At 37.2% G+C, this 26,668-nt stretch carries 24 protein-coding genes; 11 read left to right on the top strand and 13 right to left on the bottom strand.

Annotated elements, in window-relative coordinates; all coding sequences use genetic code 11:
- Positions 1–37: 37 nt before the first annotated feature.
- The 3 genes from PQ479_RS15815 to PQ479_RS15805 all read right to left on the bottom strand — a co-directional run bounded on the left by PQ479_RS15815 (position 38) and on the right by PQ479_RS15805 (position 3,595).
- Positions 38–1,234, bottom strand: coding sequence for an amino acid ABC transporter permease (locus PQ479_RS15815; RefSeq protein WP_047987461.1), 1,197 nt, complete (start codon positions 1,232–1,234; stop codon positions 38–40).
- A 4-nt stretch (positions 1,235–1,238) separates the two neighbouring features.
- Entirely contained in the window at positions 1,239–2,417 is a 1,179-nt protein-coding gene (locus PQ479_RS15810; protein ID WP_047987460.1) for an amino acid ABC transporter permease, read from the bottom strand.
- Between the two features lie 95 nt (positions 2,418–2,512).
- Positions 2,513–3,595, bottom strand: a complete 1,083-nt coding sequence (locus tag PQ479_RS15805; protein WP_047987459.1) for an amino acid ABC transporter substrate-binding protein — start codon at positions 3,593–3,595, stop codon at positions 2,513–2,515.
- A gap of 321 nt (positions 3,596–3,916) precedes the next feature.
- On the opposite strand from PQ479_RS15805, the gene PQ479_RS15800 reads away from it, so the two are divergent.
- From PQ479_RS15800 to PQ479_RS15780, 5 genes are all read left to right on the top strand, one after another.
- Positions 3,917–4,885, top strand: a complete 969-nt coding sequence (locus PQ479_RS15800) for a YncE family protein (RefSeq protein WP_047987458.1) — start codon at positions 3,917–3,919, stop codon at positions 4,883–4,885.
- The gene (locus PQ479_RS15795) at positions 4,882–5,571 is read left to right on the top strand and encodes a response regulator transcription factor (protein ID WP_047987457.1); all 690 of its coding nucleotides are present in this window, start codon (positions 4,882–4,884) and stop codon (positions 5,569–5,571) included. The genes PQ479_RS15800 and PQ479_RS15795 overlap by 4 nt, the downstream gene beginning before the upstream one ends.
- 3 nt (positions 5,572–5,574) lie before the next feature.
- Positions 5,575–6,993 (top strand): sensor histidine kinase, encoded by a 1,419-nt coding sequence (locus tag PQ479_RS15790; RefSeq protein ID WP_047987456.1) that lies wholly within the window; start codon positions 5,575–5,577, stop codon positions 6,991–6,993.
- A 96-nt stretch (positions 6,994–7,089) separates the two neighbouring features.
- Positions 7,090–7,683 carry a copper resistance CopC family protein gene (locus tag PQ479_RS15785; protein WP_047987455.1) on the top strand — a complete coding sequence of 198 codons (594 nt, stop codon included), beginning with the start codon at positions 7,090–7,092 and terminating at the stop codon, positions 7,681–7,683.
- Positions 7,683–8,765 carry a copper resistance D family protein gene (locus PQ479_RS15780; protein WP_047987454.1) on the top strand — a complete coding sequence of 361 codons (1,083 nt, stop codon included), beginning with the start codon at positions 7,683–7,685 and terminating at the stop codon, positions 8,763–8,765. Before PQ479_RS15785 ends, PQ479_RS15780 begins: the two co-directional genes overlap by 1 nt.
- 429 nt (positions 8,766–9,194) lie before the next feature.
- On the opposite strand, the gene PQ479_RS15775 is transcribed toward PQ479_RS15780, so the two are convergent.
- The 4 genes from PQ479_RS15775 to PQ479_RS15760 form a co-directional block, all read right to left on the bottom strand.
- Positions 9,195–9,605 (bottom strand): VOC family protein, encoded by a 411-nt coding sequence (locus PQ479_RS15775; RefSeq protein ID WP_047987453.1) that lies wholly within the window; start codon positions 9,603–9,605, stop codon positions 9,195–9,197.
- Between the two features lie 61 nt (positions 9,606–9,666).
- Entirely contained in the window at positions 9,667–10,053 is a 387-nt protein-coding gene (locus PQ479_RS15770; protein ID WP_047987452.1) for a VOC family protein, read from the bottom strand.
- Positions 10,054–10,281: 228 nt separating this feature from the next.
- On the bottom strand, positions 10,282–10,848 hold the full coding sequence (locus PQ479_RS15765; protein ID WP_273717085.1) for a dihydrofolate reductase family protein: 567 nt from the start codon (positions 10,846–10,848) through the stop codon (positions 10,282–10,284).
- Positions 10,849–10,915: 67 nt separating this feature from the next.
- Positions 10,916–11,698 (bottom strand): helix-turn-helix domain-containing protein, encoded by a 783-nt coding sequence (locus tag PQ479_RS15760; protein ID WP_047987451.1) that lies wholly within the window; start codon positions 11,696–11,698, stop codon positions 10,916–10,918.
- 287 nt (positions 11,699–11,985) lie between these two features.
- Here PQ479_RS15760 and PQ479_RS15755 point away from each other — a divergent pair, with 287 nt between their 5' ends.
- The gene (locus PQ479_RS15755; RefSeq protein ID WP_047987450.1) at positions 11,986–12,468 is read left to right on the top strand and encodes an RNA polymerase sigma factor; all 483 of its coding nucleotides are present in this window, start codon (positions 11,986–11,988) and stop codon (positions 12,466–12,468) included.
- Complete coding sequence (locus PQ479_RS15750; RefSeq protein ID WP_047987449.1) at positions 12,444–13,631, top strand: hypothetical protein; 1,188 nt, start codon at positions 12,444–12,446, stop codon at positions 13,629–13,631. Before PQ479_RS15755 ends, PQ479_RS15750 begins: the two co-directional genes overlap by 25 nt.
- Before the next feature lie 249 nt (positions 13,632–13,880).
- Here the strand turns inward: PQ479_RS15750 and PQ479_RS15745 are convergent, their stop codons facing one another.
- Both PQ479_RS15745 and trhA read right to left on the bottom strand, forming a co-directional pair.
- A complete protein-coding gene (locus tag PQ479_RS15745) occupies positions 13,881–14,642 on the bottom strand; it encodes a GNAT family N-acetyltransferase (RefSeq protein ID WP_053070305.1) in 762 nt (253 codons plus the stop codon).
- Between the two features lie 24 nt (positions 14,643–14,666).
- Positions 14,667–15,314, bottom strand: coding sequence for a PAQR family membrane homeostasis protein TrhA (gene trhA, locus PQ479_RS15740; protein ID WP_047987448.1), 648 nt, complete (start codon positions 15,312–15,314; stop codon positions 14,667–14,669).
- A 984-nt stretch (positions 15,315–16,298) separates the two neighbouring features.
- On the opposite strand from trhA, the gene PQ479_RS15735 reads away from it, so the two are divergent.
- Positions 16,299–16,913: a DUF1836 domain-containing protein gene (locus PQ479_RS15735; RefSeq protein ID WP_047987447.1), complete on the top strand. Its 615-nt coding sequence runs from the start codon at positions 16,299–16,301 to the stop codon at positions 16,911–16,913.
- 26 nt (positions 16,914–16,939) lie between these two features.
- On the opposite strand, the gene murB is transcribed toward PQ479_RS15735, so the two are convergent.
- A complete protein-coding gene (gene murB, locus PQ479_RS15730; RefSeq protein WP_047987446.1) occupies positions 16,940–17,863 on the bottom strand; it encodes a UDP-N-acetylmuramate dehydrogenase in 924 nt (307 codons plus the stop codon).
- Between the two features lie 195 nt (positions 17,864–18,058).
- Positions 18,059–19,474, bottom strand: coding sequence for a DHA2 family efflux MFS transporter permease subunit (locus PQ479_RS15725; protein ID WP_047987445.1), 1,416 nt, complete (start codon positions 19,472–19,474; stop codon positions 18,059–18,061).
- Positions 19,475–19,702: 228 nt separating this feature from the next.
- On the opposite strand from PQ479_RS15725, the gene PQ479_RS15720 reads away from it, so the two are divergent.
- A complete protein-coding gene (locus PQ479_RS15720; RefSeq protein WP_047987444.1) occupies positions 19,703–20,170 on the top strand; it encodes a DUF2188 domain-containing protein in 468 nt (155 codons plus the stop codon).
- 126 nt (positions 20,171–20,296) lie between these two features.
- Positions 20,297–21,139, top strand: a complete 843-nt coding sequence (locus PQ479_RS15715) for an aldo/keto reductase (protein ID WP_047987443.1) — start codon at positions 20,297–20,299, stop codon at positions 21,137–21,139.
- A gap of 181 nt (positions 21,140–21,320) precedes the next feature.
- Here PQ479_RS15715 and mgrA read toward each other — a convergent pair whose 3' ends face one another.
- Together mgrA and PQ479_RS15705 are read right to left on the bottom strand one after the other, a co-directional pair.
- Positions 21,321–22,310 (bottom strand): L-glyceraldehyde 3-phosphate reductase, encoded by a 990-nt coding sequence (gene mgrA, locus PQ479_RS15710; RefSeq protein WP_047987442.1) that lies wholly within the window; start codon positions 22,308–22,310, stop codon positions 21,321–21,323.
- A 107-nt stretch (positions 22,311–22,417) separates the two neighbouring features.
- Positions 22,418–25,501, bottom strand: a complete 3,084-nt coding sequence (locus PQ479_RS15705; RefSeq protein WP_047987441.1) for an efflux RND transporter permease subunit — start codon at positions 25,499–25,501, stop codon at positions 22,418–22,420.
- 107 nt (positions 25,502–25,608) lie between these two features.
- On the opposite strand from PQ479_RS15705, the gene PQ479_RS15700 reads away from it, so the two are divergent.
- A complete protein-coding gene (locus PQ479_RS15700; RefSeq protein WP_047987440.1) occupies positions 25,609–26,445 on the top strand; it encodes a TetR/AcrR family transcriptional regulator in 837 nt (278 codons plus the stop codon).
- The last annotated feature ends 223 nt before the right edge of the window (positions 26,446–26,668 follow it).

The following is a 26,668-nucleotide window of genomic DNA, read 5'->3' as shown; positions in this document are numbered from 1 at the left end:
AATCATCTACGGCAATTTTCACAATCATAACCTCCCTTTAATGACTTACTTTAAGGTTTCTCTCAATTCGTTTACTTACAATCGACATAAAATAACAAATAATCCAGAACATCAACCCTACAAAAAGATAGATTTCTTTTTGTGTACCTAAAAATGCCGGATTGGCCATAACCGCTCGCCCGATTCCTAAGAGGTCAACAATACTAAATAAAAATACTAAAGTCGTATCTTTAAATATTGAAATAGATTGACCAACCATTGACGGTACGGTAATTCTTAAAGCTTGAGGCATAATGATAAATGTTGTTCGCTTCCAAGCATTTAAACCGAGTGCATCGGCTGCCTCGTACTGACTTCGAGGAATTGCTTGCAATCCACCTCTTATGTTCTCTGCTACATAAGCTGAATTAAATAAAGTCACCGCAATAATAATTCGGATTAATGAATCAAGCTGAAAACCTGATGGTAAAAATAACGGAAACATTAACATCGCGACAGCAAGTAACGCAACTAAAGGCACACCCCTAATTGTCTCAATAAAGGTTATACAAAATAGGCGAATAATTGGAAGCTTACTTCTTCTTCCTAAGGCCAATAAAATTCCTATTGGGAAAGAAGCGACAATGGCTGTCGAAGCAATAATAATATTTAAAGTTAAACCACCCCACGCATTCGTTCGAACTGTTGGTAAAATTCCGAATCCATTCATGAGGAAAATGAATATCGGGTACAATAGGATCCAGCCGACAATAGAGTACTTCTTTAATTTAGGGAATTTACGTCCAACTAACATGCCAAGAATGGCAATGGCAATCGCACTAGCAATCCAAGCTTTTGAAGACCAAGCGATAAAAGGAAAGAAGAGTTGCACCGCTAAATAGACATTCATAAAGATAAAAATTATTTTTAAAATGTTATTTCTTGAAACACCAAATGATAGACCAATTAAAAACATTAATAATACTAAGCTTAACCACGGCCTCCATAACTGTGCAAGTGGATACTGTCCTATAATAAATAACTTGAAATTTTCACTAATTACGGACCAGTTAGCCTCGGTAAATACCCACGTTAACGTACCGTTTAACACAAAAATTACTAGAATGACTGATAGCACAGTCAAAACACTATTGAACCAATTGCTAAATAAATTTTCTTTAAGCCAAACAGAAGCTTTTATTTGTTCCTTTGGCATTTCGACTGAATTTGTGGAAGGCTCTGTATTCGAATCCATCGGCTCACCTCTCTACCAATCTCGTCATGTGATTGTAAATATTCATAATCAACGCCGTTAGTAAACTTAATGAAAGATAAATAATCATCCAAATAATCACGACTTCGATCGCTTTACCTGTTTGATTATAAACAGTTCCACCAATCGCATATAGTTCAAAATAGCCCGCTGCCACACCTAAGCTTGAGTTTTTCGTTAATCCGAGATATTGACTTGTAACAGGTGGAATAATGGTTCGAATCGCTTGTGGGAAAGTAACAAAACGTAAAACCTTACCACTGTTGAGCCCAAGTGCTTTTGCCGCTTCAATCTGTCCTTTTGATACGGATTCAATGCCTCCACGAACGATTTCTGCAATATATGAAGCCGTATAAAAAACAAGTCCACATAAAATCGCTGCAAATTCAGGAGTAATGCGATTTCCACCAGAGAAACCCATACCTACTATTTCTGGAACAGTAATCGTCCAAGGGCCGGAAAATCCAGATGCAAGAAAAGCAACTAGGCAAACTACAACAAAAACCAAAATACCACTAACAAGTGGATATTTTCTATTACCCGTCTCAATTTGTTTCTTTAAAAGGACTGTTCTTGTCACAAGCGCTAAGATTAGCCCTCCAATAAGAGCAATTAACCAGATTGTATAACCATTCCATTCTAGCCAAGGAAATGCAAAACCTCGATTTGAAAAATAAAAGACTCCTAAAGCAGGTTGTGTATCATCTAACCTTGGTAACGTTAAGAAGAAGGCAAAATACCAAAAGAAGATTTGCACTAAAACTGGGGTATTTCTAAAGACTTCCACATATGTAGCTGATAATGTCTTAACTAACCAGTTAGAGGATAATCGACAAATTCCAATAATCACCCCAACGATTGTTGTTAATATAATTCCAACAAAAGCTACCCTTAACGTGTTAGCTAAACCAACCAATAGGGCCCGTCCGTAGGTATCAGAAGGCGAGTAATCAATAATATGATCACCAATCGCAAAGTTCGCTGTTGAATTCAAAAATGAAAACCCAAACGTGATTCCGATACGGTTTAACCCATTGGCAGCGTTGTTTATAAAAAAGGCAGCAATCGATATAACTGCTATAAGAAAAATTACTTGCCAAAAAACTTGAATAACAATTCTATTTCTCCAAAGTGGTGCTCGCTCTTGTAATTTCTCCTTGGCCACAAGGGTACCTCCTTCGAAATTTTCAATCCTTCTTATGTGATAGAAAAAGAGTCTGCTAACAATTTGAAAGCAGACTCTATCCAATTAGCAAGTGCTTATCTAAAAGGTGGTGAATAAAGGATTCCCCCATCTGTATAAAGAGCATTTAAACCACGCTCTAAGTTAAACGGACTATCAGAACCTATATTTCTTTCAAAAATCTCACCATAGTTACCCATTTGTTTGATAATTTGATAAGCAAAATCTTCATCTAATCCTAGAATTGCCCCATTACCTTCTTCTTGGCCTAAGAAACGTGCAATATCAGGGTTTTCACTTTCTAAGAACTCATCAACATTTTCTGAAGTCATCCCAAATTCTTCAGCTTGAATCGTCGCCATCACTGCCCAATACATCACTTCAAAGAATCTAGCATCACCATCAAGAACAGCTGGTCCAAGTGGCTCCTTCGATAATACAACGTCCATAATAGTATGTTCACTAGAATCAAGAATCTCATAAGAAGATACTAGTCCAGATTGGTCTGTTGTCCATGCATCAACCGTACCAGATTCATAAGCAGCAATTAAACTATCACGGTTATCAAATACGACGGGTTCAAATTCTACACCAGCCGCACGCATTTGGTCAGTTAAATTCAACTCTGTTGTTGTTCCAGACTCCACACCGATTCGGGCTCCATTTAAATCTTCTAAAGTTGTAATACCAGAATTAGCAGGTACCATCATCCCTTGACCGTCATAAAATGTTGTTGGACCAAATGCCAAACCAACCTCAGCATCACGAGTTAATGTCCACGTAGTATTACGAATTAAGACATCGACCTCACCTGACTGTAAAGCCGTAAAACGCTCTTGGGCTGACAACGGACGATAGTCAATCGCATCCTTATCACCAAATATAGCAGTTGCTAATACTTGACCAAATTCCACATCAAAACCTTCGTATTCACCAGCTGAGTTAATATAACCAAATCCTGGCAACGTGTTATTTACACCAACAATAATTTCCCCTCTATCCATGACTTCAGCCAACTTTCCTCCACTTCCAGTTACGGATTCGGTAGGTTCATTCCCTTCATCTGTTGTATCTGTTCCAGCATCCTGTTCGGAACAACCAATCATGATAACCATTGATAATACAACCATACCCAACATCATTAAAAATCTTTTCGTCATGTTAACATTCCCCCTTTTTCATTTGTACGAGTCTACACTCTTAGTTATAACGAAAAAAACGTGTAAAAACATAAATCTTGTTAAATTTTCTGACTGATTTTTCTGAATTTATATAATATTCTAACTGAAAACGTTTACTTTTTGAAGTTCTTTTTCTTTTTTTTATTTAAAAGTTACAATTCATGGCATTAAATCTCACAGGCTCTACACAAAGAATGAATGATCCTATCTTTATTTATTCTTTCATTTCATTGTTATTTCACATTTATTTGTTAGTGTGGCATCATAATTATATTGGTTTATTAAAAGGAGCCTCTATTCATGAAAAATATGTTCTTTCTTTTATTATTTAGCATTTTTCTTATTTCCGGCTGTCAGTCAGTATCATTCGAAGTACCCAAAACCGAAAATCCTTATTTGATTTTATCTCATGTAAAAGATCCCAAAATCACATATATGGATTTAAGCACCTATGAAATATTAAATACAGTGGATAACCCCTATCTCATTAATCGGTTTGAGAAACTGCGTGGACAACAATATTTAGCAACGAGCCCGACACATGATTCCTTACTTTTATACGATTTTGAAGAAGGTTTCGTTGAAAATTTTAAATCACTGCATAAAGGCTTAACAGATATTTATTACCACGCTCCACTTAACCAGATCTATATCGCAGATACTGAGCACAATAAAATTCATGTCATACAGAGTGATACTCGTGAAACGATAGCAGAGATTTCGGTCAACCAACACCCGGCTGAGTTTTATTATGAATCGGAAAGTGAGGAACTGTATGTCCTACACACTACTGCTCATTCACTGCTGACTATTGATGTTCATACTAATCAAATAACGAATGAATTCCCTGTTATTGAAAGGCCCTCAGGCATTTATATTGACCGTGAAATCATTTGGATAGGTGGGCACGGACCGCTAGGAGAATTGAATAATAAACTGTACGGTTATTCGATGTCCGGAGAGCTCGTTCATGAGCTTGAGGTTGGCCTTATGCCTATTGCTTTACATGGTGACACAGAGTCAGACCACCTTTATGTCGTTTGTCATGGAGACCATATGATATATCAAGTGGATCTAGTTACAAAGGAAGTCGTAACCACGAGTCCAGTTGGCCAAAACCCAAACTATATTAACATATACGGAGACTCCATCTACATTTCAAACTTAGATGAAAGCTCGCTATCAATTTTAAATAAAAAAACTTGGCAATCAAAAACAATTCATGTTGACCAAGGTCCCTATCAAATGATTGTGGAGGAAAATCAATGAATGAACAATTCGAAATTTTAATGATAGATGATGAAATAGAGCTACAAAACTTAATGGTGACTTACTTATCCAAAGAAGGCTATCACGTACACACGTCAACCAATGCAGAAAAAGGCATTGCCTATTTACAACATACGAAGTCAAATGTTGCCTTAGTCCTGTTAGATATTATGTTGGAGGATATGAACGGCTTTGATGCATGTAAAACAATAAGAACATTCTCCCATGTACCAATCATCATGCTAACAGCTCGTGCTAGTGAAGATGACAGGATTAAAGGTTTAAAATTTGGCGCAGATGATTATGTAGTGAAACCATTTAGCCCAAGAGAGTTAATGGCAAGAATTGAAGCCACTTTAAGAAGGACCGGAATTTTCTCACATTCTAAAACGACTGGCTACACGGTCGGTAACCTTCATATTGATGAAGAGGGAAGACGTATTCTAATGAACAATGAGACATTAAATGTGACGAGGAAGGAGTTTGATTTGTTTCTCTTTCTGTTTAAACATAAAGGTCAAGTTTTTTCACGTGAACAACTGCACGATCAAATTTGGGGATTTGACTCAGAAATGGGAACTCTACGAACAGTCGACACTCATATTAAAACATTAAGATTGAAATTAGCCGATCAGAATCACTACATTAAAACAGTCTGGGGTGTTGGCTACAAATTTGAGGAGTAAAAAATGAAAAATTGGTCAATTAAATTGAGACTCTGGATAACGACAGGCATAGTCATAGTCCTAATTGTCTGCTTGATTATCATACTTACTTATTATTTATATCAGACCTTATATATCGATAAACAAATCGAAAGGCTTCATGAACAAGCTGCTCAATTAGAATTTACGTATCAGGATCATGGCACTTCTGATGTTTTTTTTCAACAATTAGAGATGGCTAATTTCTTGAATGGGCCTTCTGAGCTCGAAGTGCTTTATACGGATGATCCCATGTTACTTGGAAGCGGTACCCCTTTTGAACCATTTAGCTCACAAGAATTAATTAATTTCTCTGAGCGACAATTACTCTTAAATGGAGAAACTATAACGATCATTCGAGCACACCCGTTATTTGACCAAGACATTCTTGCCGTCGCACTTCCCTTATTTGAAAACGAGATGCTAACAGGAGCTCTTTATTTATCAATACCACTAGCTGAAATTTATGAGCCCTTCTCTGAGATTCAAGGCTACCTCATAACAGGAGGTATTATAAGCTTGCTTATCATTACGCTTATCATCGCTAAAACCGTACAAAATATCACTCATCCACTTAATAAAATGAAAGCACTTAGTCAAGAGATGGCCGAAGGCGATTTTTCTCAAAGAATTAAACATGTAGGAGGTGGTGATGAGCTTAGGTCGTTAGCGAATGCCTTTAATTCTCTAGCAAGCTCCCTGCATGAAGTCGAAACAAAAAGGAAAGAATTCCTCGCTAATGTTTCACACGAACTTCGCACACCATTAAGTTATATGAAAGGGTATGTGGAAGCTGTTAAAGAAGAGGTCATTGAGCCGAAAAAGGGTCTTTCGATTATTCAAAAAGAATCCGCCCGGTTAGAACGAATCGTTCATGATTTGTTAGACCTTGCTCAATTAGAAGGAGAATCTTACCCAATAAAAAAAGAGCCGATCGCTATGGCACAACTTATTCACGACGTAGTCGAATCATTTGAATTAGCCATGAAGCAAGCTCAGCTCAACATTCATCTCTACTTAGATGAAGAAGTTATTATATTTGCAGACTATGATCGTATGGAGCAAGTCCTTCGAAACTTATTAGATAATGCCTTACGATTTACAGGTGAAGGCAAAAGTATATTCATCCAACTCTACATTCGAGAGAAAAAGGTTTATATACGGATACAAGATGAAGGAGTCGGTATTGCTGAAAAAGACATCTCTTCTCTTACAGAACGTTTTTACCGTGTCAACAAAGGACGAACACGAGCAGGTGGTGGAACTGGCCTAGGGTTATCCATTACGTCTCAAATTATTAAATTACATGGAGGCAACATCACCATTACCTCGAAAGAACATGTAGGTACAAACGTACTAATTGAACTTCCTTTTACAGAGATGATTCATAATGAGCAAGAATGAACGTAAGCTTTAATGAACGTTTTTTTCAATACTTCACGAGCGTTTCACATTTGCTTGTTATATTATTCTCTGTATTTGAAAAGGAGGAGGTCCAATATGTTAAAAAGAATAACCCAATCATCAATCATTGTACTTGTCGTTATGGGTTTAATGGTTACACAAGGATTTGCACATACCCACCTCGAATCATCCACACCAAGTGATGGAGAAACTGTAGATTCATTAGTGAAAGAAGTTGTGATCGAGTTCGATGGTGGCATTGAACCTTTTGCAGAAGTCATTATTACAGATGAGCAAGGTAATGAAATTTCTGATTTAGACATTCAAGTTGAAGCCTCAAGTATTAAAGCGATACCTGGGCAGCCACTTTCAGCCAATACGTATACGGTTGATTGGTCAATTATTAGTGAAGATACCCACCCAATGGAAGGTTCATTTCTTTTCACCGTTACTGCCGAAGCCGTTGAAGAGGTGGAGCCTATAAGCGAAGTCATTGAGGAAGCAACCGAGGAAGAAGAAGCGGAGGAAGATGTCGTTATAGAGGGAAATGTAGAAGAAGAAGAAGCTTCTTCACATGATCATTCCGAGGAATCAGAAACACAAGGATTTCCATGGACAACAGTTTTTATTATAGCAGTACTTGTCCTTGGGTTAATCATCGTCATTACTATGATTAAGAAAAAGAAATAATGCTAGTTGTAAGTAACTTATTTACCTATATTTTCATCATCCTACTAACTGGCATTTTATTGATTAGCTTAAAGCCTGACCGTGATAAGGATATTAGAGGTAAGAGGTTCCTGAAATGGGGGTCAATTGTAGGTTTAATACTAACGACAGGTGTGAGTGTATATCAGTTATGTCATATGCTGTATACACAATTTTCTTTACCACTCTCTGAAGCCATCTTTCAAGTTTTAACAAAATTCCAGGCTGGCCATGCTTGGCTGGCCATTGTATTCTGTCTTTTTGTGATGATGATTATTGAAGGTACTTCCCAAAAGCGTTCACATCGCTTTACCGAATATAGTCAACTCTTTTTATTAATAGGTATCATGTTTTTTATAAGTCTGACCAGTCATAGTGGTGCCAGTGAAGGATTACTCGGTTCTTTGGTTCATCTGCTTCATATGCTCGCCTTTTCTTTTTGGCTGGGACCCTTATTTGTTATGGCTTGGCTAACAAAACCAAAGGAATCTATACATGACTTTCATCGGTGGTTCTCGCCATTAGCGATGTTTACTTTCAGCATGCTAGTCATCTCAGGTATACTTCTTATGAACTTTCTTATTCCTAATTATATGAACAGCTGGGCAATTGATTATGGCCAAGCGATGCTATGGAAGCATCTTTTATTTATCCCGGTAATTGTGTTTGGTTTTAGACATCTATATTTATTAAAGAAGTACCCCCAATGGCTGAGTAAAATAGAATATCAGCGTTCATTTCGAGTTGAGTCATTGTATGCATTCCTTGTATTAGCGATTTCAAGTTGGATGACTGAACGTGAACCCCCTCTTGAAATAAGCATGTCCGAAGGTTATAATTCGTTGTTTCTATTATTTCATAATCAGGCAGTTGATGGTGTGTTACAGAGTAGTTGGACATTTACTAGTGTGACTTTCATTATTGGAAGTCTCGTGATTTTTCTATCTACAGGTTATTATTTACTAAAAAGAAAACTTTTGAGTATAGCCGTTATTATGCTGTTACTAGCACATATTTGCCTATATATCGGTCTAATGCTTATTCGTATCATTATTTTAGGTTAATAAGATAAAACAGCTCAGAGTCATAGTCGATTCTGAGCTGTTTTGTATGAAAGTTGGTGTGAACATGGATCGTAAATCGGCGCTACCGAAAATCATGCTCCGCGTCCTGCGGGGTGGTGCTGAGCTAATCGGCACAGCCAGCGAATCTCCGTTCTGCTACTACGTCCAGCGGGAGTCTCCGCATGTTTTCGTTCGCTGGGTACTGCTCATTCTCAAGTACACATAACATCCATTAAATAAATAGCAACAAAAACAAAGTGAATGAAAAGCCACCAGTTAAAAGCTAAACCCTACTTTCATATTTGTTGGTAATAAGTTGCTTAGCCAGTGATCATGGAAGTTTTACCTGCACACCCTCTGTCACATAACCATCTAATGACAATGTAATGTCTAATATAACTTTACTCAACTTCTATTTCACTCCCCCTTTTATTCTTGTGCTGTATCAATTAAAAATGTAACACCAAACCGGTCGACCAAACTTCCATACCCTTTACTAAAAGACGTTTCTTGGAAAGGCATTTTAATAAGAGCCCCTTCTTTCAGACCGTCAAAGAACTGCTTTGAACGCTCAACGTCATGACTTGAAAGACAGATAGAGACTTGATCACCTTGCTTCACCGGAAATTTAGAAGGAGAATCTGAGATCATGATATCTGAGCTATCTATTTTAAGATGAGCGTGAGCAATCAAATCTTTCTCATCCTGTGAAGGAGAGTCTGGCATATCTCCATACGTAACCTCCATTATAATTTCTGCACCTAATACCTTTTGATAAAATTCCATCGCTGCTTTTGCATCACCACTAAACATTAAATAAGGAATTATTTTTGTATTCATAGAAATACCTCCTTTATTGATAGAGTTCATTCTATCAATAAAGGAGGCCTCAAAATTCTTTTTAATTGCTATCCTTTACTTCCATCACCGCAAAATAGTTCTCTTCGTCATCGGCAAAGTTAAATATTTTCCCTGAAGGCATTTCTACCATCTCACCGACAATAATTTGTTTCTTTTTAAATTCTTCATAGAGGTTTTCCACATTTTCTGCGAAAAACATAAGTGATGGTGTACCTAAATGAAGCTCTGGTGACATTTTTGCCACTGTTTCTTTGTGATGAATGATAATATGTGAGCCCTTCCCTGATTGTGGGGCAATCTCGATCCAACGCATGACTTCGTTTTCTTCTTCTGAAATTTTAGTGAAGTTTAGCTTTTCAGTCCAGAATGCTAAGGCCTTTTTTTGGTCATTTACATACAACATGACTTGTCCTAATTGATGAATCATTTTACCAGCTCCTTTAGTTTTTATATGAAAGTTGATGCTGATGCTCATGTGCGGAGGTTTACTTACCACTCCCGAAAATCATGCTCCGCTAGGTAAGTGCTAACTCTTAAATAGAACATCGTCCTTACAACATTCACAAGTGCCATCAATAAAAGTACGAGACACCACTTTTATATTTACTAGTGATAACAGCCATCTTGGACGTTTTGTATGAAAGTTAGTTATGTGTTAATTTTTTGCGTAATGTAAAAATTGGACCCCTGTGTTAAAGGTTTTGGTTTCAACTAATTTGAGTTTCTGTGTGTGTTTTTGAATAGGAAACATCGGCTTTCCTGACCCTAGTAAGAGCGGAAAAATGAACAATTGGAACTCATCAATGTAACCTTCTTCCATAAAGGTCTCAGCAATACTTGCACCCCCAAGTGAGATCGCCTGTCCTCGTTGTTTCTTTAAATCAATAAGCTCTTCTTCCATTAATGTGGCAATTCTCGTATGCTCTTGTAGTGATACATGGGACGCACGAGTAAAAACTATCTTTTGAGCATTTACCCACATGTTTGCCCACTCTTTGTCTGCTTTACTGGCTGTATGATCCGTCAACACATTAGGCCAGTAGGCTGCCATATTTTCGTACGTCTTCCTCCCATATATATGGGTATCGATTCTTTTTTCTAATTCAAGGATAAAATGAAAAACATCCTCATCTGGTTGACTCCAATCAATGTTTCCATTTTGATCCTCAACATAGCCATCAAGCGATACCATTTGAGAATAAATAACCGGTCTATTTACCAAAACATCTACCTCCTTACACCTATACTAACTATACATAGAAATAATATTCGAGCTTTCTTATTTCTTGCTATGTTGTCGCTCTGTCCAAAAAACGCTTCATTAATAGCGGTAATGATATTAAAATAGGTGGGTCATCTAGTTCTGGCCCTCTTAATGTAAGCTGAATGGGTTTTAGAGAAACAGAATCATCGACAATGAGTGGTTTTTTTAATCGTGCTCTCAGAGTATGATAAGGAAGATAAATGTCTGTAACTAATGAATCCCAACTTAAAGCCGTGACGAGCAAATAATACACACCTGAATTCACCCCTTGAAAGGTGAAGCTTCCGGTACCTTGAATTAATGTTCCATAAATCGGCATTCCCTCAGGAATTGGTTTTTGGAATAAGCCAATAAAAATGACACCATGAAAAGGCTCATTAGCTCTTATATGACCCGTAATGGCAGTTGATTCCTGACGAGGAGATACCACTTCATCTTGCCAAGTGGTTAAATGAGAAAGCTGTTCTAAGTAATTCTCTCGCCTTTGCCTTGCATAATGTCTAAATTTAGCTGGGGTCAGACCAATACTAGAAGAAAAACGTGTTGTAAAAGTCCCTAAGCTTTGTTGCCCAATTTCCATACCAATATCTCTAACAGGTAGATCTGTCGTCATAAGGAGCTCCTTCGCTTTTTGCAAACGTAAGGAAGAAACAAAATAAACAGGAGATAACCCCGTTTCTTGTTTAAATAAGCGTGAAAAATGATAAGGACTATATGAAATATGTTTCGCTATTTTATTAAGCTCTAGGGAATCATGCAAATTCCCTTTGATATATTGGATGACCTCTAATACTTCCTTTTGATACATAGAATAAACTCCTAACTCCACATACTATTTATGTTATACACTACGCGATCTAACCTTCAATATCCTTTATGTATTTTAATTATTTAAACCTTTTGAGCATTGTCTGGGTATTCATTAACATCTTTTCAGCAAGTAATCTTAGAATTTTTTTGAATGGTCCACTAAATACTCCCTCATTTGAAAATAAATCAAAAAAAAATTAAATGATTGCCAACACTTTGACTTTGTTATCCGTTATCTAAACGAACCTGCTAAAATAATGGGGGGTGAAAAAGGAGCGTTGATAAATGGAAGCTGTGTATAGAAGCCTAAAAGAAGACTTACACCGTTTTGCCAATTCAATTGCTAATCATGAACAGCACGCAAAGGACTTGGTTCAGGATGCTTTAGAAAAAGGCTTAAACCAAACAGAGCTTAAAGATTGGCCTATTTATAAACAAAAAGCCTGGTTTTATCGAGTCATGAAAAATCAATTAATTGATGAGCAGCGAAAAAGAAAAAAGGAAACAGAGTGGGAGGATGAGTTAGAAGTGCCTTTCCATGTTGAATATGTTTCTCAACTTGAAATGGTCGATTTAATGAGTCTGCTAGATAAGCATGAAAGTGATATTGTCTTTAGAAAATACTGGTTGGGTCATACGAGTAAAGAAATGGCTGAACAATTAAATATTCCGCATTCGACCATTCGTTATCAGTTAGCAAAAGCAATCAAAAAATTACGAAGATACTTAGAGGAGGAAGAAAGATGGGAAAGAAATTTGGAAATGTAGGCGTCGTGAATTTGATGAAAGCAACAGAAAAGAGTATGGCTGAAATTGATGAAATTAGAAATGCTGGTACCGTGATTTATTCACCAGAAACGGCACACCTTCTCACACAGTTAAAAATCGGAAATTTAGGGACATCATTCTCTATTGAGGGTGAAGTGAAATCAATAAGTGGTGTATTAGAAATAGATGCCAATTATTTAAAACAAGCAACCAATGAAGTAACCATTTTAGCAAGTGGTGCCATCATTATTGATCAAGATGTAACACCAGAACTGCTCTCTGAAACTAAGCTGAAACTTATCGTAAGTGGATCTGTATATTCTCCTAGTCATTTAAAAGGCTCCGTCCAGATGATTATTTCAAAACAATCCGGAGCACTAGCCATATATACGGGTGAAAAGCCCAAAATGACGGTTGGTCAGTTAAACCTCAGTAATGGTTATTTACAATCCTTAAACGATTCATCTTATTTAGTCGTAACAGGGGCTATCTATTTCTCAGAGGATTTGGATTTAGAACTATTCCGTCAAAAGATATCCAATATCGATCTAAGTGGGAAAATATTCATTTATGAGCATCAAGAAGCCGCTTTCTCTAATAAAGGTGTCGTCATAGGAAAAACGATCGTTATTCCGACTGGCTATGAATATGTTTCAAAACGAATTGAAGCATCTAATCTTTCTCTAAAACGATTTAAAGGGAAGTCCATTTCTACAACAAAGCCTATTATTTTAAGAAAAGATGTCTCAAGAGATGCTTTTGAATCAAGCTTTTCAAAGATTCATTCAAGCTCCTATATTATTTGCCATGAGGAAATTGAAGACTTGGTTTATGAAAAACTTGATTTACTAGAAACCGAGGTATTCAGTTATTCCAATGCATTCAAATTGATTACCGGAGAAACTTGGACTGAGAGTGATTTTAGTTTGTTAGAGGAAGATACGGTATTAATTGTCGCTGAAAACTTCAAAGTCGAAGGAAGCATTTCTAAGGAAGCTATGGCCCACCTAAAGGAAATCGTACTATTAGATACAATCACGGTGGAAGATGTTGCCGTGAAGTCTTTACTCCAAACGAAGGTCATTTATTCTGAAGGCGATATTGTGCTCCAACAGCCATCACATGCTTCTGATCTTGAGAACATAGGTGAGTTAACTCTTTAATGGAGGTGAATTGATATGAACGGACTGACGATTGACTTATATATGTTACAAGTAAAAGAATGGCGTAAAGCCGCTTCGAAAAAAACGAGAATAGGAAAAAAAACGAATTAATACAGAGGTTATCATGAAGTCGCCCCAAAAATAAAGGTAAAAAATTCATGCACACTCATCTCCTTAAGGTAAGGTAAATCCATTTCTACCACTATATCTTAAGGAGATTTTGTATATGTTAAAATCGTTACTTAATCCTCAACTTACGATCTCTTTATTGACCCATTTATAAACATGGTTCATTTGTACAACTTTTGATCCATTGTTTGTCAATGTCTTAAGCATTGGTATATTATTTTGACTAGTGGAACCTATGTATGTTTTAGCTTGATATGTATCCCTTAACAAGCTTAATGCATCTTGATGAAGCACTCTACTTCTCCCTTTTCCTCTTTCTTCCGGCAAAACACCTAAATAAAAGATTCTCCCTTCAGCTTCCGTTCCGGGCTCAATATGGGGGATAATCATCCCAATTGGATGACCATTTTCATAGGCAAGTAAACAATTGTGCAGGTAGCCCGGACCTAATTCTTCTTCAACACTATCCATATGTTCATCGATACTTAATCGAGATCTGGCATTCAAAGAACCATGTAAGCACTCTTCCCAAATGCCTTTAAAAGTAGAAGTAGATACCTCTTGTAGATTTTTATACTGATATGTGGTTGGCCCTTTGACATGCTCATCAGTAAGTGTTTGATATACCATCACGACTGTATCATGTAAATGAAAATCCAATTGATTCAAGTGCTCCCATACACATTCATTGAATTGATGACCAACTAGAATGGTTACCGATTTCAACCTCTCCATTACTTGGTTTTTAACCAGAAGCGATAAAGCATTGATTAATTCATTTTCATTTAATCGATTAGTATCTTCAATAATTAAGTATTGGGCACCTTGAATTATTTTTAGTTTCTTAAATACTTCATGATGTTTTTCCAAAGAAAATCTCATCTCCACACCTCCTACTCTTCCATACTATATCACATAATAAAAGACTGATAGAAAATGAGCAGCTGTTCCTAACATAATAAAAATATGAAAAATCTCATGAAAACCAAAATGCTTAAATTCAAATTGCTTAGGCTTTAATGCATAAATAACACCGCCAATTGTATAAAAAACACCACCTAAGATGAGTAGAAACAGCCCCATCGTACTTAAAACATCTGCTAAAGGCGAAAAAGCAAATATAATAATCCAACCCATCCCGATATACAAGCCTGTCGATAGCCATCTTGGACTATTAAACCAGATCATTTTAAAACATACACCGAGTACTGCTAATGACGTAACGATCGCAAAAATCAACCATCCAATCGTCCCATTAAGTGCCATTAAACAAAAGGGCGTGTAGGAGCCTGCTATCAGAACATAAATCATCGAATGGTCAAGCCTTCTTAAAAAAGCAATCACTCTATCTCTTGCTATGACCATATGATAGGTCGCCGAAGCTGTATACAACAAAATCATACTCATTCCAAAAACTATCACTGAAAATATATTTAAAATAGAAGGATCCATGATACTTACTTTAATAACCATAGCAAGTAAAGCAACAAACGAAAGTAAGGCTCCAACTAAATGTGTTAGACCATTAATTGGCTCTCGAATATACGTGAACAACTTAACATCTCCCCTTAATATAATGTAATGTAGTTTCAATAACTACATATAATCATACAACCACAACATAAAGTAGTCAACATTTACTTGTCTTAACAAATCCTATACAATAGAACAAAGATAACAAGCTAACAAAAAAGCTAGCTCAGTGCCACGCGATTGTCGCAGAGCATGATTTTCGTGAGCGACGAATAGAACTCCGCATTCCAGCGTCAGTAGACTTTCATACAAAACGCCCATGGCGAAACTTGAGTTCACTTCGCCAATAAAAAATATGAAGGTGTGGTTTAGCTCTTAACTGGTGGCTTTTCATTCATAAACGGTTTTGAGGATACTCATATGATGCCGTAGCCCCGCCACTTTTTGGAATCTGCCCGTAAGGGCTTGTCCAAAAAGATTCAGCGCACCGCACAAACAGCCACCAACAACAAAAAGAGAGAGTAGTACCCATCAGGATTAGCATCTAAAATCCAAGTGTTTTTGGACCGTTAGCCAAGCTCGCTTGGCTACTTCACGCATTTGTGTGAAGTTTTGAAAATCGAAATGAACCTTCAGACGAATTCATTCGACTGTGAGGTCATTAAGATTTTCAAAAACGGACCAAAAACAAAAACCAAAAGGTTAAGTTATCTCGACTCACAAGCATGACTCATTGAACTTTCATACAAAACGATCATGGCGAAGCCCGGTATTCACTTCGCCACCAACAAACATGAAAGTAGGATATTGCCTTTAGCATTGGCTCTTCATTCACTTTCATTAGTGTTATTGGTGTAAGAATGTTTATTTATACTTGAGATTGAGCAGTACCCAGCGGACGAAAACATGCGGAGACTCCCATGGGACGTAGTGGCAGAGCTGAGATCCACTGGCTGTGCCAGTTAGCTCAGCACCACCCCATAGGACGCGGAGCATGATTTTCGGTAGCGACGAGTAGAACTCCGCATTCTAGCATTAGCAACTTTCATACAAAAGGAGAACAAAATGAAGAAAAGTATTGAGCACGCCAAAGAGCTTCATTTCGAAAAGACATTAAAGCTTGAAGATATACCTGATCTTGACCTCTACATGGACCAAGTTATTCAGCTCTTCGATAAAACCTACAGCCAAAACAAACGAAATGAGGAAGAAAAAATACTAACCAAAACAATGATTAACAACTATGCAAAAGGAAAAATCCTTCCACCTATAACAAACAAAAAATACTCAAAAAATCACCTCATCCTCATGAACTTCATCTATGAACTAAAAGGATCATTATCGCTAACAGACATTAAACAGACATTGGGGGCTTGGAAACAGAAGGCTGAGGAAGGTAACTCCACACTTGATGAGAGCTATAATACCTATCTAAAGCTTCATTCAGAAAATGTCGAGTATTTTTACGGAGAACTGCAAGAAATTGAAGCAAAAATTGAAGACGTCGTCAAAAGAGTAGATACCCTAGACAACGCCCAGTTACAACAAACCATGCTGATTTTATCCTATATTCATATGAGCAATCTCTATCGAAAAACGGCTGAAAAATTAATTGATGAGTTAGCTTTCGAGACTCAGGAGGAAGAAAATATCAAAAATAAAAAAGGTGAGAAATCTTGATTTTCTCACCTCACCCATACTAACATTTATACATCTTCACCAATAATACGGACCTCACGCTCTAACTCAACATTAAATTTATCTTTTACTGTTTTTTGAACATGCTCAATTAGATTCATGTAGTCTGTGGCCGTGCCACCACCTACATTGACAATAAAGCCAGCATGTTTTTTTGAAACTTCCGCTCCTCCAATTCGCTTTCCTTGAAGGTCGCTGTCTTGAATCAATTTACCAGCAAAATAGCCAGGTGGTCTTTTAAAAACACTCCCACAGGATGGATATTCAAGAGGTTGTTTCGATTCACGCAAGTAAGTAAGTTCATCCATCTTCGCTTGAATCTCCAGCACATTTCCGCGTTGAAGAACGAAGGTAGCCTCTAGTACAAGGTAACCATTCTTCTCAATATTACTCGTACGATAATCAAGATCTAAATCTTCGGCGTCTATAACCATTAATTCTCCCTCTTTTGTTAAAACAAGGGCCTCTTTTAAGACATCCGACACTTCCCCACCATATGCACCAGCATTCATATACAAGGCACCACCAATAGACCCCGGAATACCACAAGCAAATTCAAGTCCCGTTAATTCATGCTGTAAGGCAAAGCGAGATACATCAATGATTGCCGCACCACTTTGAGCAATGATTTGATCATTTTTCTTCTCCACTTTATCCATATCCGTTAAAATCATTACCACACCACGAATGCCACCATCTTTAATAATAAGGTTAGAGGCGTTTCCTAAAACAGTAAGGGGAATCTTGTGCTCTAAAGTATATTGAAATATTTTCTGTACTTCTTCATAAGTGGTTGGAAAGACAATAATATCGGCTGGTCCACCCGTTTTTGTGTACGTATAATAACTTAAAGACTGATTTATTTTTATATGATCCTCATTCGAATCCTTCTCTAAAATTACTAATAGATCTTCATAGATTTTTTTATTCATATATAATTCTCCTACTTCTCAAATTCATCATTCATTATATAGTATAGGCAAACGATCTTATATCGTTTCCATGATTTTTTAGTTTTTTTGATAAAGTGCTAATGATTATGACCTACGTCTAAACGTTCGCCCACTTCTTATTATATGCTTTCTCGTCAAAAGTGACCACCATCTAATGATGCTGGTCACTTTATCTTAACTTACTTCTTGGCTAGGACGGTGTTCTTCTTTTTTTACTGGATCAAACTTAATAAAGAAATAAGAAACCAGCGTGCTTAAGGCAAGTATTGCTATGACGGTAAAAGAAATATTAACCCCAAAAATGTCCGGTGATGCAATGGTTCCTCTTTGTTCGGCCATTGTTCCAACTGAAGTCATAACCGTCACTAAAACAGCCGTCCCCACAGAAGCTGCAGTCATTCTCATCGTTCCATCGACTGCTGCACCATGAGGGATTAGACGCTTAGGTAACTGATTTAAAGCAGCCGTTTGAATCGGCATCATAATGAGTACAAGCCCTAACATCCTAATTGAATATAGGACCGTTATATAGGCAAAGGTTGTTTGAGTATCAATCAAAATAAATGGAACAGTCGCTGAGGTAATAATGATAAGTCCCGGTAGAACCAGCCATTTCGCTCCCACTTTATCAAAAATCCTCCCAATAATTGGTGCAAGTAAACCAGTAATTAATGCACCCGGCAGCATCGCTAACCCTGCTTCAAAAGCCGTGAACTCTCGCATATTTTGCATATATAGTGGTATTAAAGTTTCAACACCTATTAAGCTCATAAATGTAATGGAGCCGATAAAAACAGAAAAAGGGAAGATCGCATACTTAAAGACTCGGAACTCTAACATAGGGTATTTTAATTGCAATTGTCTTTTTATAAAAAGGGTTAATGAAATGGCACCAACAGCCAAGGTAATAACTGTGATCGGAGCTAACCACCCAAAATTTCCAGCATTTGTTACTCCATATAATAATCCTCCAAAACCAAAAGAGGACAATATGACAGAAGCAATGTCTAATTTCGTTTTCTTTACTTCAGTGACATTTTTCAAAGCAAAATGTGCAATGATTATATCAATGACGGCGATTGGAAAAATAATAAAAAATAACATCCGCCATGAAAAGTGTCCTGTTACCCAACCCGAAAGTGCAGGCCCAATCGCTGGCGCAAACGAAATGACTAAACCAATTAACCCCATGACGGAACCACGTTTATTCATAGGAAATATAAGTAAAAATACCGTCGTCATTAATGGTAACATAACGCCAGCACCCATCGATTGAATGACTCGACCGACTAATAAAAGTTCAAAGCTTGGAGCAATACCGGCTACAAGTGTTCCACTTGCAAATATACTCATTGCCGTCATAAACAGTTGCCTTGTTGTAAATCGTTCTATTAAAAAAGCACTAATTGGAATCATAATTCCATTCACAAGCATAAATACAGTTGTTAACCATTGAGCACTATTAGGTGATACACCCATTTCATCAATGATTGGAGGAATCGCCGTAATCATCAACGTTTGATTTAATATGGCGATAAAAGATCCTGCTAAAAGTAAGGCGACCACGGTTGGTCGATGAATCTCGTGCATCCTCATTCCTCCCCTAATTAAAATTACACTTAATCAGATTAAACGAATTTAGGGGAAGATGCTATCATTTTTTTATTTTCTTTTGTATGAAAGTTAATGCGAACATGGTGTGCTACTCGTCGCTACCAAAAATGATGCCTCAGGTCATTCACTTAGCAATTTGCGTATTCAAACTATGTTTCTTAACTAACAATAGGGGAATAGCTGTAATTATAGAGGAGGGATACTATGCCGTGGAATTTACATGATTACCCCAGTTCTTTAAAAAACTTAAATAAAACGATTCGTCACAAAGCGATTGAAATTGCGAACTCAATGATCGAGGAAGGTTATGATGAACAAGACGCTCTACCAATTGCTACTTCACAGGCAAAAAAATGGTATAGCAACGCTAGCTATAAAGAAAAAGAAGAAATGAACCAAGCTAGTCATCAAGATATACAAGCTGATTCAACAAAGCAAAATAGCTCATCCTCAAAACTTCAAACAAAGGGACAATATGTGCTAGCACATGAAAAAGGCTGGGCTGTTAAGGCTGAGGGCGCCAAAGGTGCATCCAACATTTTCACTGATAAAAAAGAGGCAATTAAAAGAGCAAGAGAAATTGCAAAAAACAAAGAAACACATTTAGTCGTATTATCGAAAAATGGAAGTGTTCAAGAAAAAATATCCTATGAAAAAAAGAGTAAAAGATAATGATTAAAGAATTTATTACCTATCTGAACACTTATTCTCTTAGATATATCCATTAATTGAAGTTATTTTCTTTTTAAAATGACAAATATATGATAAAATTCTGCCATCTAGAGAGGAGGACGAGCTATGAACAACACAATTCCAAATTTCACTTTAAATGATGGCCAAGAGATCCCTGCTGTGGGGTTAGGCACTTATAAACTTAAGGGAGAAGCTGGCGTCCAGTCTCTAATTACCGGCATCAATGCAGGCTATCGTTTACTAGACTCTGCTTATAATTATGAAAATGAAGGCACAGTTGGTGAAGCTGTAAAGCGAACGCATATTCCGCGTGAAGAGCTACTTATTACTTCTAAGTTACCTGGTCGTTATCAAGAGTTTGGTCTTGCTCTATCAACCGTACAAGAGTCCTTGTTTCGAGCTGGCTTAGATTACTATGATTTTTATCTTATTCACTGGCCTAATCCACAACAGGATCAATATATAGGAGCTTGGCAAGCATTAATTGAAGCCAAAAAAAGAGGATATGTCCGTTCTATTGGTGTATGCAATTTCTTACCCGAGCACTTAGATAGGATCGAAAAAGAGACAGGCGTCAAACCTGTTTTGAATCAAATTGAATTACACCCTTACTTTAATCAAGAAAAGCAACGCCACTGGCATAACGAACACCAAATCCTCACACAATCATGGAGCCCGTTACTACGCGGTAATGAGATTTTTAATCATGAGGCTATTACACGGATAGCAAGCCAACATCATAAGAAACCCTCTCAAGTTATTTTACGTTGGCATTATCAATTAAATGCCATTGCTATTCCGAAGTCAGGCAATGCCGAAAGACAAGTTGAAAACATCTCAATTTTTGATTTTGAGTTAAGCGAAGCCAATATGGAAGCCATTTCCGCACTGACTCAAGAGCAGGGACGTATGAAGGATCAGGATCCAGCCATATATGAAGAATTTTAATCGTTTATCAAAAACAAACCCACCAATTATGGCGGGTTCTCTTTTTTGAGCAAATGGTTGACACTTTATTTTCGCAAAAGAAACAGAGAGGTTAGCCCCATGACAAAATCATTCACTAACCATTTCCCCCCTTACATTTAACAAAACTATAGCCTATCCAACAAATAGGGGATTCATTCCGCTATGTTTTTACAATATGGTCGATAGCACTCAGCTCTTCTTGGCTAAACTCTAGATGATGTAATGCTTTCACATTCGCTTCGATTTGACTTACTTTACTAGCCCCGACTAAAACACTCGTCACGATACCATCACGTAAAATCCAAGAAACCGCCATTTCCGCTAATGACTGCCCGCGCTGAACAGCTATTTCATTTAGCTTCTGTACTTTCTGAATCGTAGCTTCTACATTTTCTTTTTGTAAAAAGGGACTGGAAGATCGATTTGCTCTTGAATCATTTGGAATCCCATGTAAATATCGGTCCGTTAATAACCCTTGTGCGAGTGGGCTAAAAGCAATCGCACCAATCCCTTGCTTAATGAGAACATCCTTTAGTCCATCCTCAATCCAACGGTTAAACATACTATAAGAAGGCTGATGAATAATAAATGGCGTTCGTAACTGTTTAAAGATTTTTGCGATTTCTACCGTTTGCTCGGCCGAATAATTAGATATTCCAACATATAACGCTTTCCCTTGTCTGACCATTAAATCGAGTGCTTCTGCCGTCTCCTCAATCGGTGTCTCTTCATCGGGACGATGTGAATAGAAAATATCTACATAGTCCACTTGCATTCTTTTCAAACTTTGCTCAAGGCTAGAAATTAAATACTTCTTTGAACCACCATCACCGTAAGGACCCGGCCACATATAATAGCCTGCTTTTGATGAAATGATCATCTCATCTCGATATGCTTGAAAATCTTGCTTAAGAATCTTGCCAAAATTTTCTTCGGCACTTCCTGGAGGTGGACCATAATTATTGGCTAAATCAAAGTGAGTAATCCCTAAATCAAAGGCTTTACGAACCATTTCTCGGCCGTTCTCAAAAACATCGACTCCTCCAAAATTATGCCACAACCCTAACGAAATGGCTGGTAACTTTAATCCACTTTTCCCAACGCGGTTATAAATCATTCCTTCATATCTACTTGCGTGTGCTTTATACATTAGAAAACCCCTTTGATAAATCGACATACTGTAAATAATTCTATCATATACCCCTTTTTTCCTTTAAAAAAATGAAAAGCTCCCCCACCAAGGAGGAGCTAGCCAATTTAGTTTTCCATTATTTCTTTACGGTTTTTCTTAAAGATTTTTGATAAAAACTCATACACAATCGGTACAACAACAAGTGTTAATAAAGTCGAGCTTGCAAGCCCACCAATTACCGTTATTGCTAAACCTTTAGAAATGAGGCCGCCTCCACCCGTTCCAATCGCTAATGGAACGAGGGCACCCATTGTCGCAATCGCCGTCATTAAAATAGGACGTAACCTCGTTGCTCCTGCCTCTAAAATAGCTTCACGCATCGTCATACCATCACGTTCCATATGAATGATACGATCCACTAAAACAATCGCATTCGTCACAACGATACCAATTAACATTAGTAGGCCCATCATAACAGGTACTGAAATCGTTTCACCTGTTAACCATAAACCAACAAATGAACCAACAATCGCAAATGGCAACGAGAATAAAATTGCGAACGGAGCTAACCCTTCACCAAATGTAACAACTAAGATAAAGTAAACAATTGCAATCGCAGCTAACATTGCAATGCCTAATTGCGTAAATGTTTCTTCCATATCAGCCGTTACACCTGCAACACCTAAAGTTACACCAGACGGTAGCTCAAGCTCATCAATTGCTTCATTAACGTCCGATGTTGCTTTTGTAATGTCATCGTCAAGAATAGTAGCAGATACAGATGCATAGTACTCACCTTGGCTTCGAGCGAGCGTATTCAGAGTCGTTCCTTCTTCTACTGTAACTAGCTCTGATAACGGCAAGCTTGTTCCTAAAGCTGTTGGAACTTCTAACTCTAACATTTCATCAATAGATGCTGGTTGTTCGAGTGCTTCTCTTTGAACAATAACTTCTAAAGTTCGGTCATTATGATCAATCGTTGTTAAAACTTCTTTCGTATGGTCATTCATGAGCATCATCACGATTTGACCCGTCGTTAAACCATATTGTAACAATTCATCTTGTTCTATTTTTAATACATGCTCGACATAAGCAGCTTCTGCCGTTGAACTGACATCAGCTAATCCATCTGTTTCGTTCATGACATCTTCCACTAAAAGAACCGCTTCATTCAATCTATCTAAATCTTCACTGTAGAATGTATAACTAAGTTCATTTGTGTTCATACCCATTGAAGAGAAATCTTGGCTTTTCCACTCACCTGATTGCCCGATCGTAAAGACATACTCCTCAATCTCTTCCCTCACCTCTGGGAAGTTTTTCATATCAGGGTCAAAGGTTACAAACATGAGAGCTCCACCTGCTCCTCCACCCATCATGGCCGACATCGCATCTCCACTATTATTCATCGAAAATTGAAGAATGTCGACATCATCACGTTTGACTAACTCTTGCTCAACAACCTCAATATTTTCTAATGTTTCATCCACTAGTTCCCCTGAAGCTGGTGTATACGTTAAATACATGACCTTTTCTTCTTCACTTCCAAGGAAGCTAAAACCAATCAGCGGCGTTAAAGCTAAACTACCCGCTAAAAGAGCTACGGAAATCAACGAAGTAATCACTTTGTGGTTCAATGTCCATTCAAGAATACCTTTATACCAAATAGCAAGCTTTCCAACTTCTTTATGTTTACTTTCTGACTTCTCAGCATATAATTTCTTCTTGAATAAGAAATGAGAAAGTGCTGGTACAATCGTAACCGCAACGAGTAAAGAAGCTAACAATGCAAACGTCATTGTTAAGGCAAATGGCATGAATAACTCACCAACCATCCCACCAACAAATACAAGCGGAGCAAATACAGCAACCGTTACAAGTGTGGATGATAAAATTGGTTTGAACATTTCAATCGTTGCTTCACGTACAAGGGCACGGCCGGTTAATTTCTCTTGCTTTAAATGTAATCGTCGATAAATATTTTCTACGACAACAATCGAATCATCAATAACACGACCGATAGCTACGGTGATAGCACCAAGCGTCATGATATTTAAGCTAATATCCATCCAATGTAAAAGTAGTAATGCCATAAATAATGACACCGGGATAGACACAATCGAAATGATCGTTGACTTAAAGTCACGTAAAAAAAGTAAAATAATTAAAATCGCAATTAAGCCACCGAATAATGCTTTTTCCACCATTGTAAAGACAGAATCCTCAATGGGTGTCGCTTGATCTAGTGTAATATCAATAATTAACCCATCATTTGCCGCTAATTCTTCCTCTACTAGAGCTTTGACACGATTAACGACATCGACCGTATTATCTTGCGGTCCTTTGATAACTTGAATAGCGATCGCATCTTCACCATTTGTTCGAGAAACGGATTCAACTTTACCAACCACCTCAACATCTGCTACATCAGCAAGTTGTACAAATGGAGATGGGTTGGTTTCAGAAGGAGTTACAGGAATAAGCATTTCCTCTAGCTCAGTTAATGTCATAAATTTACCATCAACAGCTACAGCCTGTTCACCTTCTTCAAATTCATATAAACCTAATGAAATCGCAAGGTCACTTGCTTCAATCATTTGTTTCACATCATCTTCTGTTAAACCAAAACCTGCTAAGGCTTCTTCATCATACCTTAGTTCAATTTCTTCAATATGTTGTCCTGAAATCATCGCAGAGGCAACACCAGGTATTTTTTCAACCTTTGGTAATAAATCCTCTTCAACTCGATTAGTTAAATCAACAATGTCTTCTGAGGAACTACTCACACTTAAAGCGACAACTGGCATCATATTCATGCTAATTGTAGTAATTTGCGGTTCTTGTGCCCCATCTGGCAATGTTACGTTACCTAAAGCTGATTCAAGCTGACGTTTCTTTTCATCCATATCGACCCCATATTCATATTCAACTTGAATACTAGCCATATTGGAATACGAGTTTGAATAGACAGATTTTACATCCTCCAGATTTTCTATCGTTTTTTCTAAAGGAATCGATACTTCCTCCATTACTTGCTCAGGCGTAGCACCTGGATATACATCCATCACCATTAAATAAGGGATTGAAATGTCAGGAAGTGTCTCCATTTTCATTTTAGTACTTGAATAAATCCCAGAAACAATGATAATGATGGTAAGTAGCCAAACCGCTAGCTTGTTTTTCAGAACGAAATTAACTAAACTTTGCATATTACACCTACCCTTTTTTTCTCTATATCTAATCTAATTATTCATATTAATGACCGACTGGTCATTTGTCAATTATTAAATTATGTAACAGGAGCGTGTTCGAATTTATGGATAAAAAAAATCTTATTATGAAAAAAGCTCTTGAACTGTTTGCAGAACAAGGATCTGAAGCAACATCAATTCAACGAATTACGGAATACTGCGGAATATCTAAAGGAGCATTCTACTTACATTTCAAATCAAAAGATGAACTAATTGTGGCGATTGTCGAACACTTTACAAAAGAAATCTTATTCGATATTGACCAAGTGGTCAAAAAGCAAACTTCATCTGAACGATTATTGTTTGATTTTTACATAACAACCTTGCAATCATTAGAAAAAAATGTATCCTTCACCAAAGTATTTGCCAAAGAACAAACACATTCAATTAATCAAGAATTGATTACGATTTTGCACAGATTCGAGCGCGTCATGAAAGAAATCATCATCAAAGTGCTTGACCGCGTTTACGGTGAACAAGTGGAAAAAAGTAAATATGACTTAGCTTATTGTGTGAATGGGTTTATTTCCATTTATTCTAAGCTTTTCTTATTCTATCGAATCCCATTAGATTTTGAGAAACTCGCTCATTCATTAGTCGAAAAAACGGAGGTATTAGCTTTACATGTTACAACTCCTTATCTAACCTTTGATATCGATCAATTTATTTCATCACAAAGTGAAGTAGACGTAACAATTGGAAAATTAGTGGCCATCATCAAAGACAAATTAGAAATCGTAGAAGATTCAACGGAAAGAGAATCCTTGCTCTTATTACACAATTATTTAACGGATAAACAAACATTTCCAAAAGCGATTATTAAGGGCTTATGCGAAAATATCCGTCTCCATCCTGATTGTAAGGATTTGTATTACTTCTTCCGAATTTATTTTGATTTTTAGAATGGCACTAACCACATGATTCTATTACCGGGAATTGTGTGGTATTTTTTATGAAAGTGTAATTAGGAGCGATAGTTTGAGCCGTGAAGTTAGCGGGTCATCCATCTTGCGATAGACGACCTTAACAGGTCACTGCTCCCTTTTTTTCGTGCGACTCCTCATGGTGAACGAGTTATTAACGGACCAATTGTTTAAAAAGTCGCTACTATCCACGAAGAACGGT

It is taken from the genome of Alkalihalobacillus pseudalcaliphilus (genome assembly GCF_028610675.1).
Taxonomy (GTDB): Bacteria; Bacillota; Bacilli; order Bacillales; family Bacillaceae_D; genus Alkalihalobacillus; species Alkalihalobacillus pseudalcaliphilus.
This window is presented reverse-complemented; position numbering and strand designations above follow the sequence as displayed.

Coding starts and splice junctions, on each gene's coding strand:
- PQ479_RS15815 (WP_047987461.1), bottom strand. CDS start 1,234: ATGGATTCGAATACAGAGCCTTCCACAAATTCAGTCGAAATGCCAAAG.
- PQ479_RS15805 (WP_047987459.1), bottom strand. CDS start 3,595: ATGACGAAAAGATTTTTAATGATGTTGGGTATGGTTGTATTATCAATG.
- PQ479_RS15800 (WP_047987458.1), top strand. CDS start 3,917: ATGAAAAATATGTTCTTTCTTTTATTATTTAGCATTTTTCTTATTTCC.
- PQ479_RS15795 (WP_047987457.1), top strand. CDS start 4,882: ATGAATGAACAATTCGAAATTTTAATGATAGATGATGAAATAGAGCTA.
- PQ479_RS15790 (WP_047987456.1), top strand. CDS start 5,575: ATGAAAAATTGGTCAATTAAATTGAGACTCTGGATAACGACAGGCATA.
- PQ479_RS15785 (WP_047987455.1), top strand. CDS start 7,090: ATGTTAAAAAGAATAACCCAATCATCAATCATTGTACTTGTCGTTATG.
- PQ479_RS15780 (WP_047987454.1), top strand. CDS start 7,683: ATGCTAGTTGTAAGTAACTTATTTACCTATATTTTCATCATCCTACTA.
- PQ479_RS15775 (WP_047987453.1), bottom strand. CDS start 9,605: ATGAATACAAAAATAATTCCTTATTTAATGTTTAGTGGTGATGCAAAA.
- PQ479_RS15770 (WP_047987452.1), bottom strand. CDS start 10,053: ATGATTCATCAATTAGGACAAGTCATGTTGTATGTAAATGACCAAAAA.
- PQ479_RS15760 (WP_047987451.1), bottom strand. CDS start 11,698: ATGTATCAAAAGGAAGTATTAGAGGTCATCCAATATATCAAAGGGAAT.
- PQ479_RS15755 (WP_047987450.1), top strand. CDS start 11,986: ATGGAAGCTGTGTATAGAAGCCTAAAAGAAGACTTACACCGTTTTGCC.
- PQ479_RS15750 (WP_047987449.1), top strand. CDS start 12,444: ATGGGAAAGAAATTTGGAAATGTAGGCGTCGTGAATTTGATGAAAGCA.
- PQ479_RS15745 (WP_053070305.1), bottom strand. CDS start 14,642: ATGAGATTTTCTTTGGAAAAACATCATGAAGTATTTAAGAAACTAAAA.
- PQ479_RS15735 (WP_047987447.1), top strand. CDS start 16,299: ATGAAGAAAAGTATTGAGCACGCCAAAGAGCTTCATTTCGAAAAGACA.
- murB (WP_047987446.1), bottom strand. CDS start 17,863: ATGAATAAAAAAATCTATGAAGATCTATTAGTAATTTTAGAGAAGGAT.
- PQ479_RS15725 (WP_047987445.1), bottom strand. CDS start 19,474: ATGCACGAGATTCATCGACCAACCGTGGTCGCCTTACTTTTAGCAGGA.
- PQ479_RS15720 (WP_047987444.1), top strand. CDS start 19,703: ATGCCGTGGAATTTACATGATTACCCCAGTTCTTTAAAAAACTTAAAT.
- PQ479_RS15715 (WP_047987443.1), top strand. CDS start 20,297: ATGAACAACACAATTCCAAATTTCACTTTAAATGATGGCCAAGAGATC.
- mgrA (WP_047987442.1), bottom strand. CDS start 22,310: ATGTATAAAGCACACGCAAGTAGATATGAAGGAATGATTTATAACCGC.
- PQ479_RS15705 (WP_047987441.1), bottom strand. CDS start 25,501: ATGCAAAGTTTAGTTAATTTCGTTCTGAAAAACAAGCTAGCGGTTTGG.
- PQ479_RS15700 (WP_047987440.1), top strand. CDS start 25,609: ATGGATAAAAAAAATCTTATTATGAAAAAAGCTCTTGAACTGTTTGCA.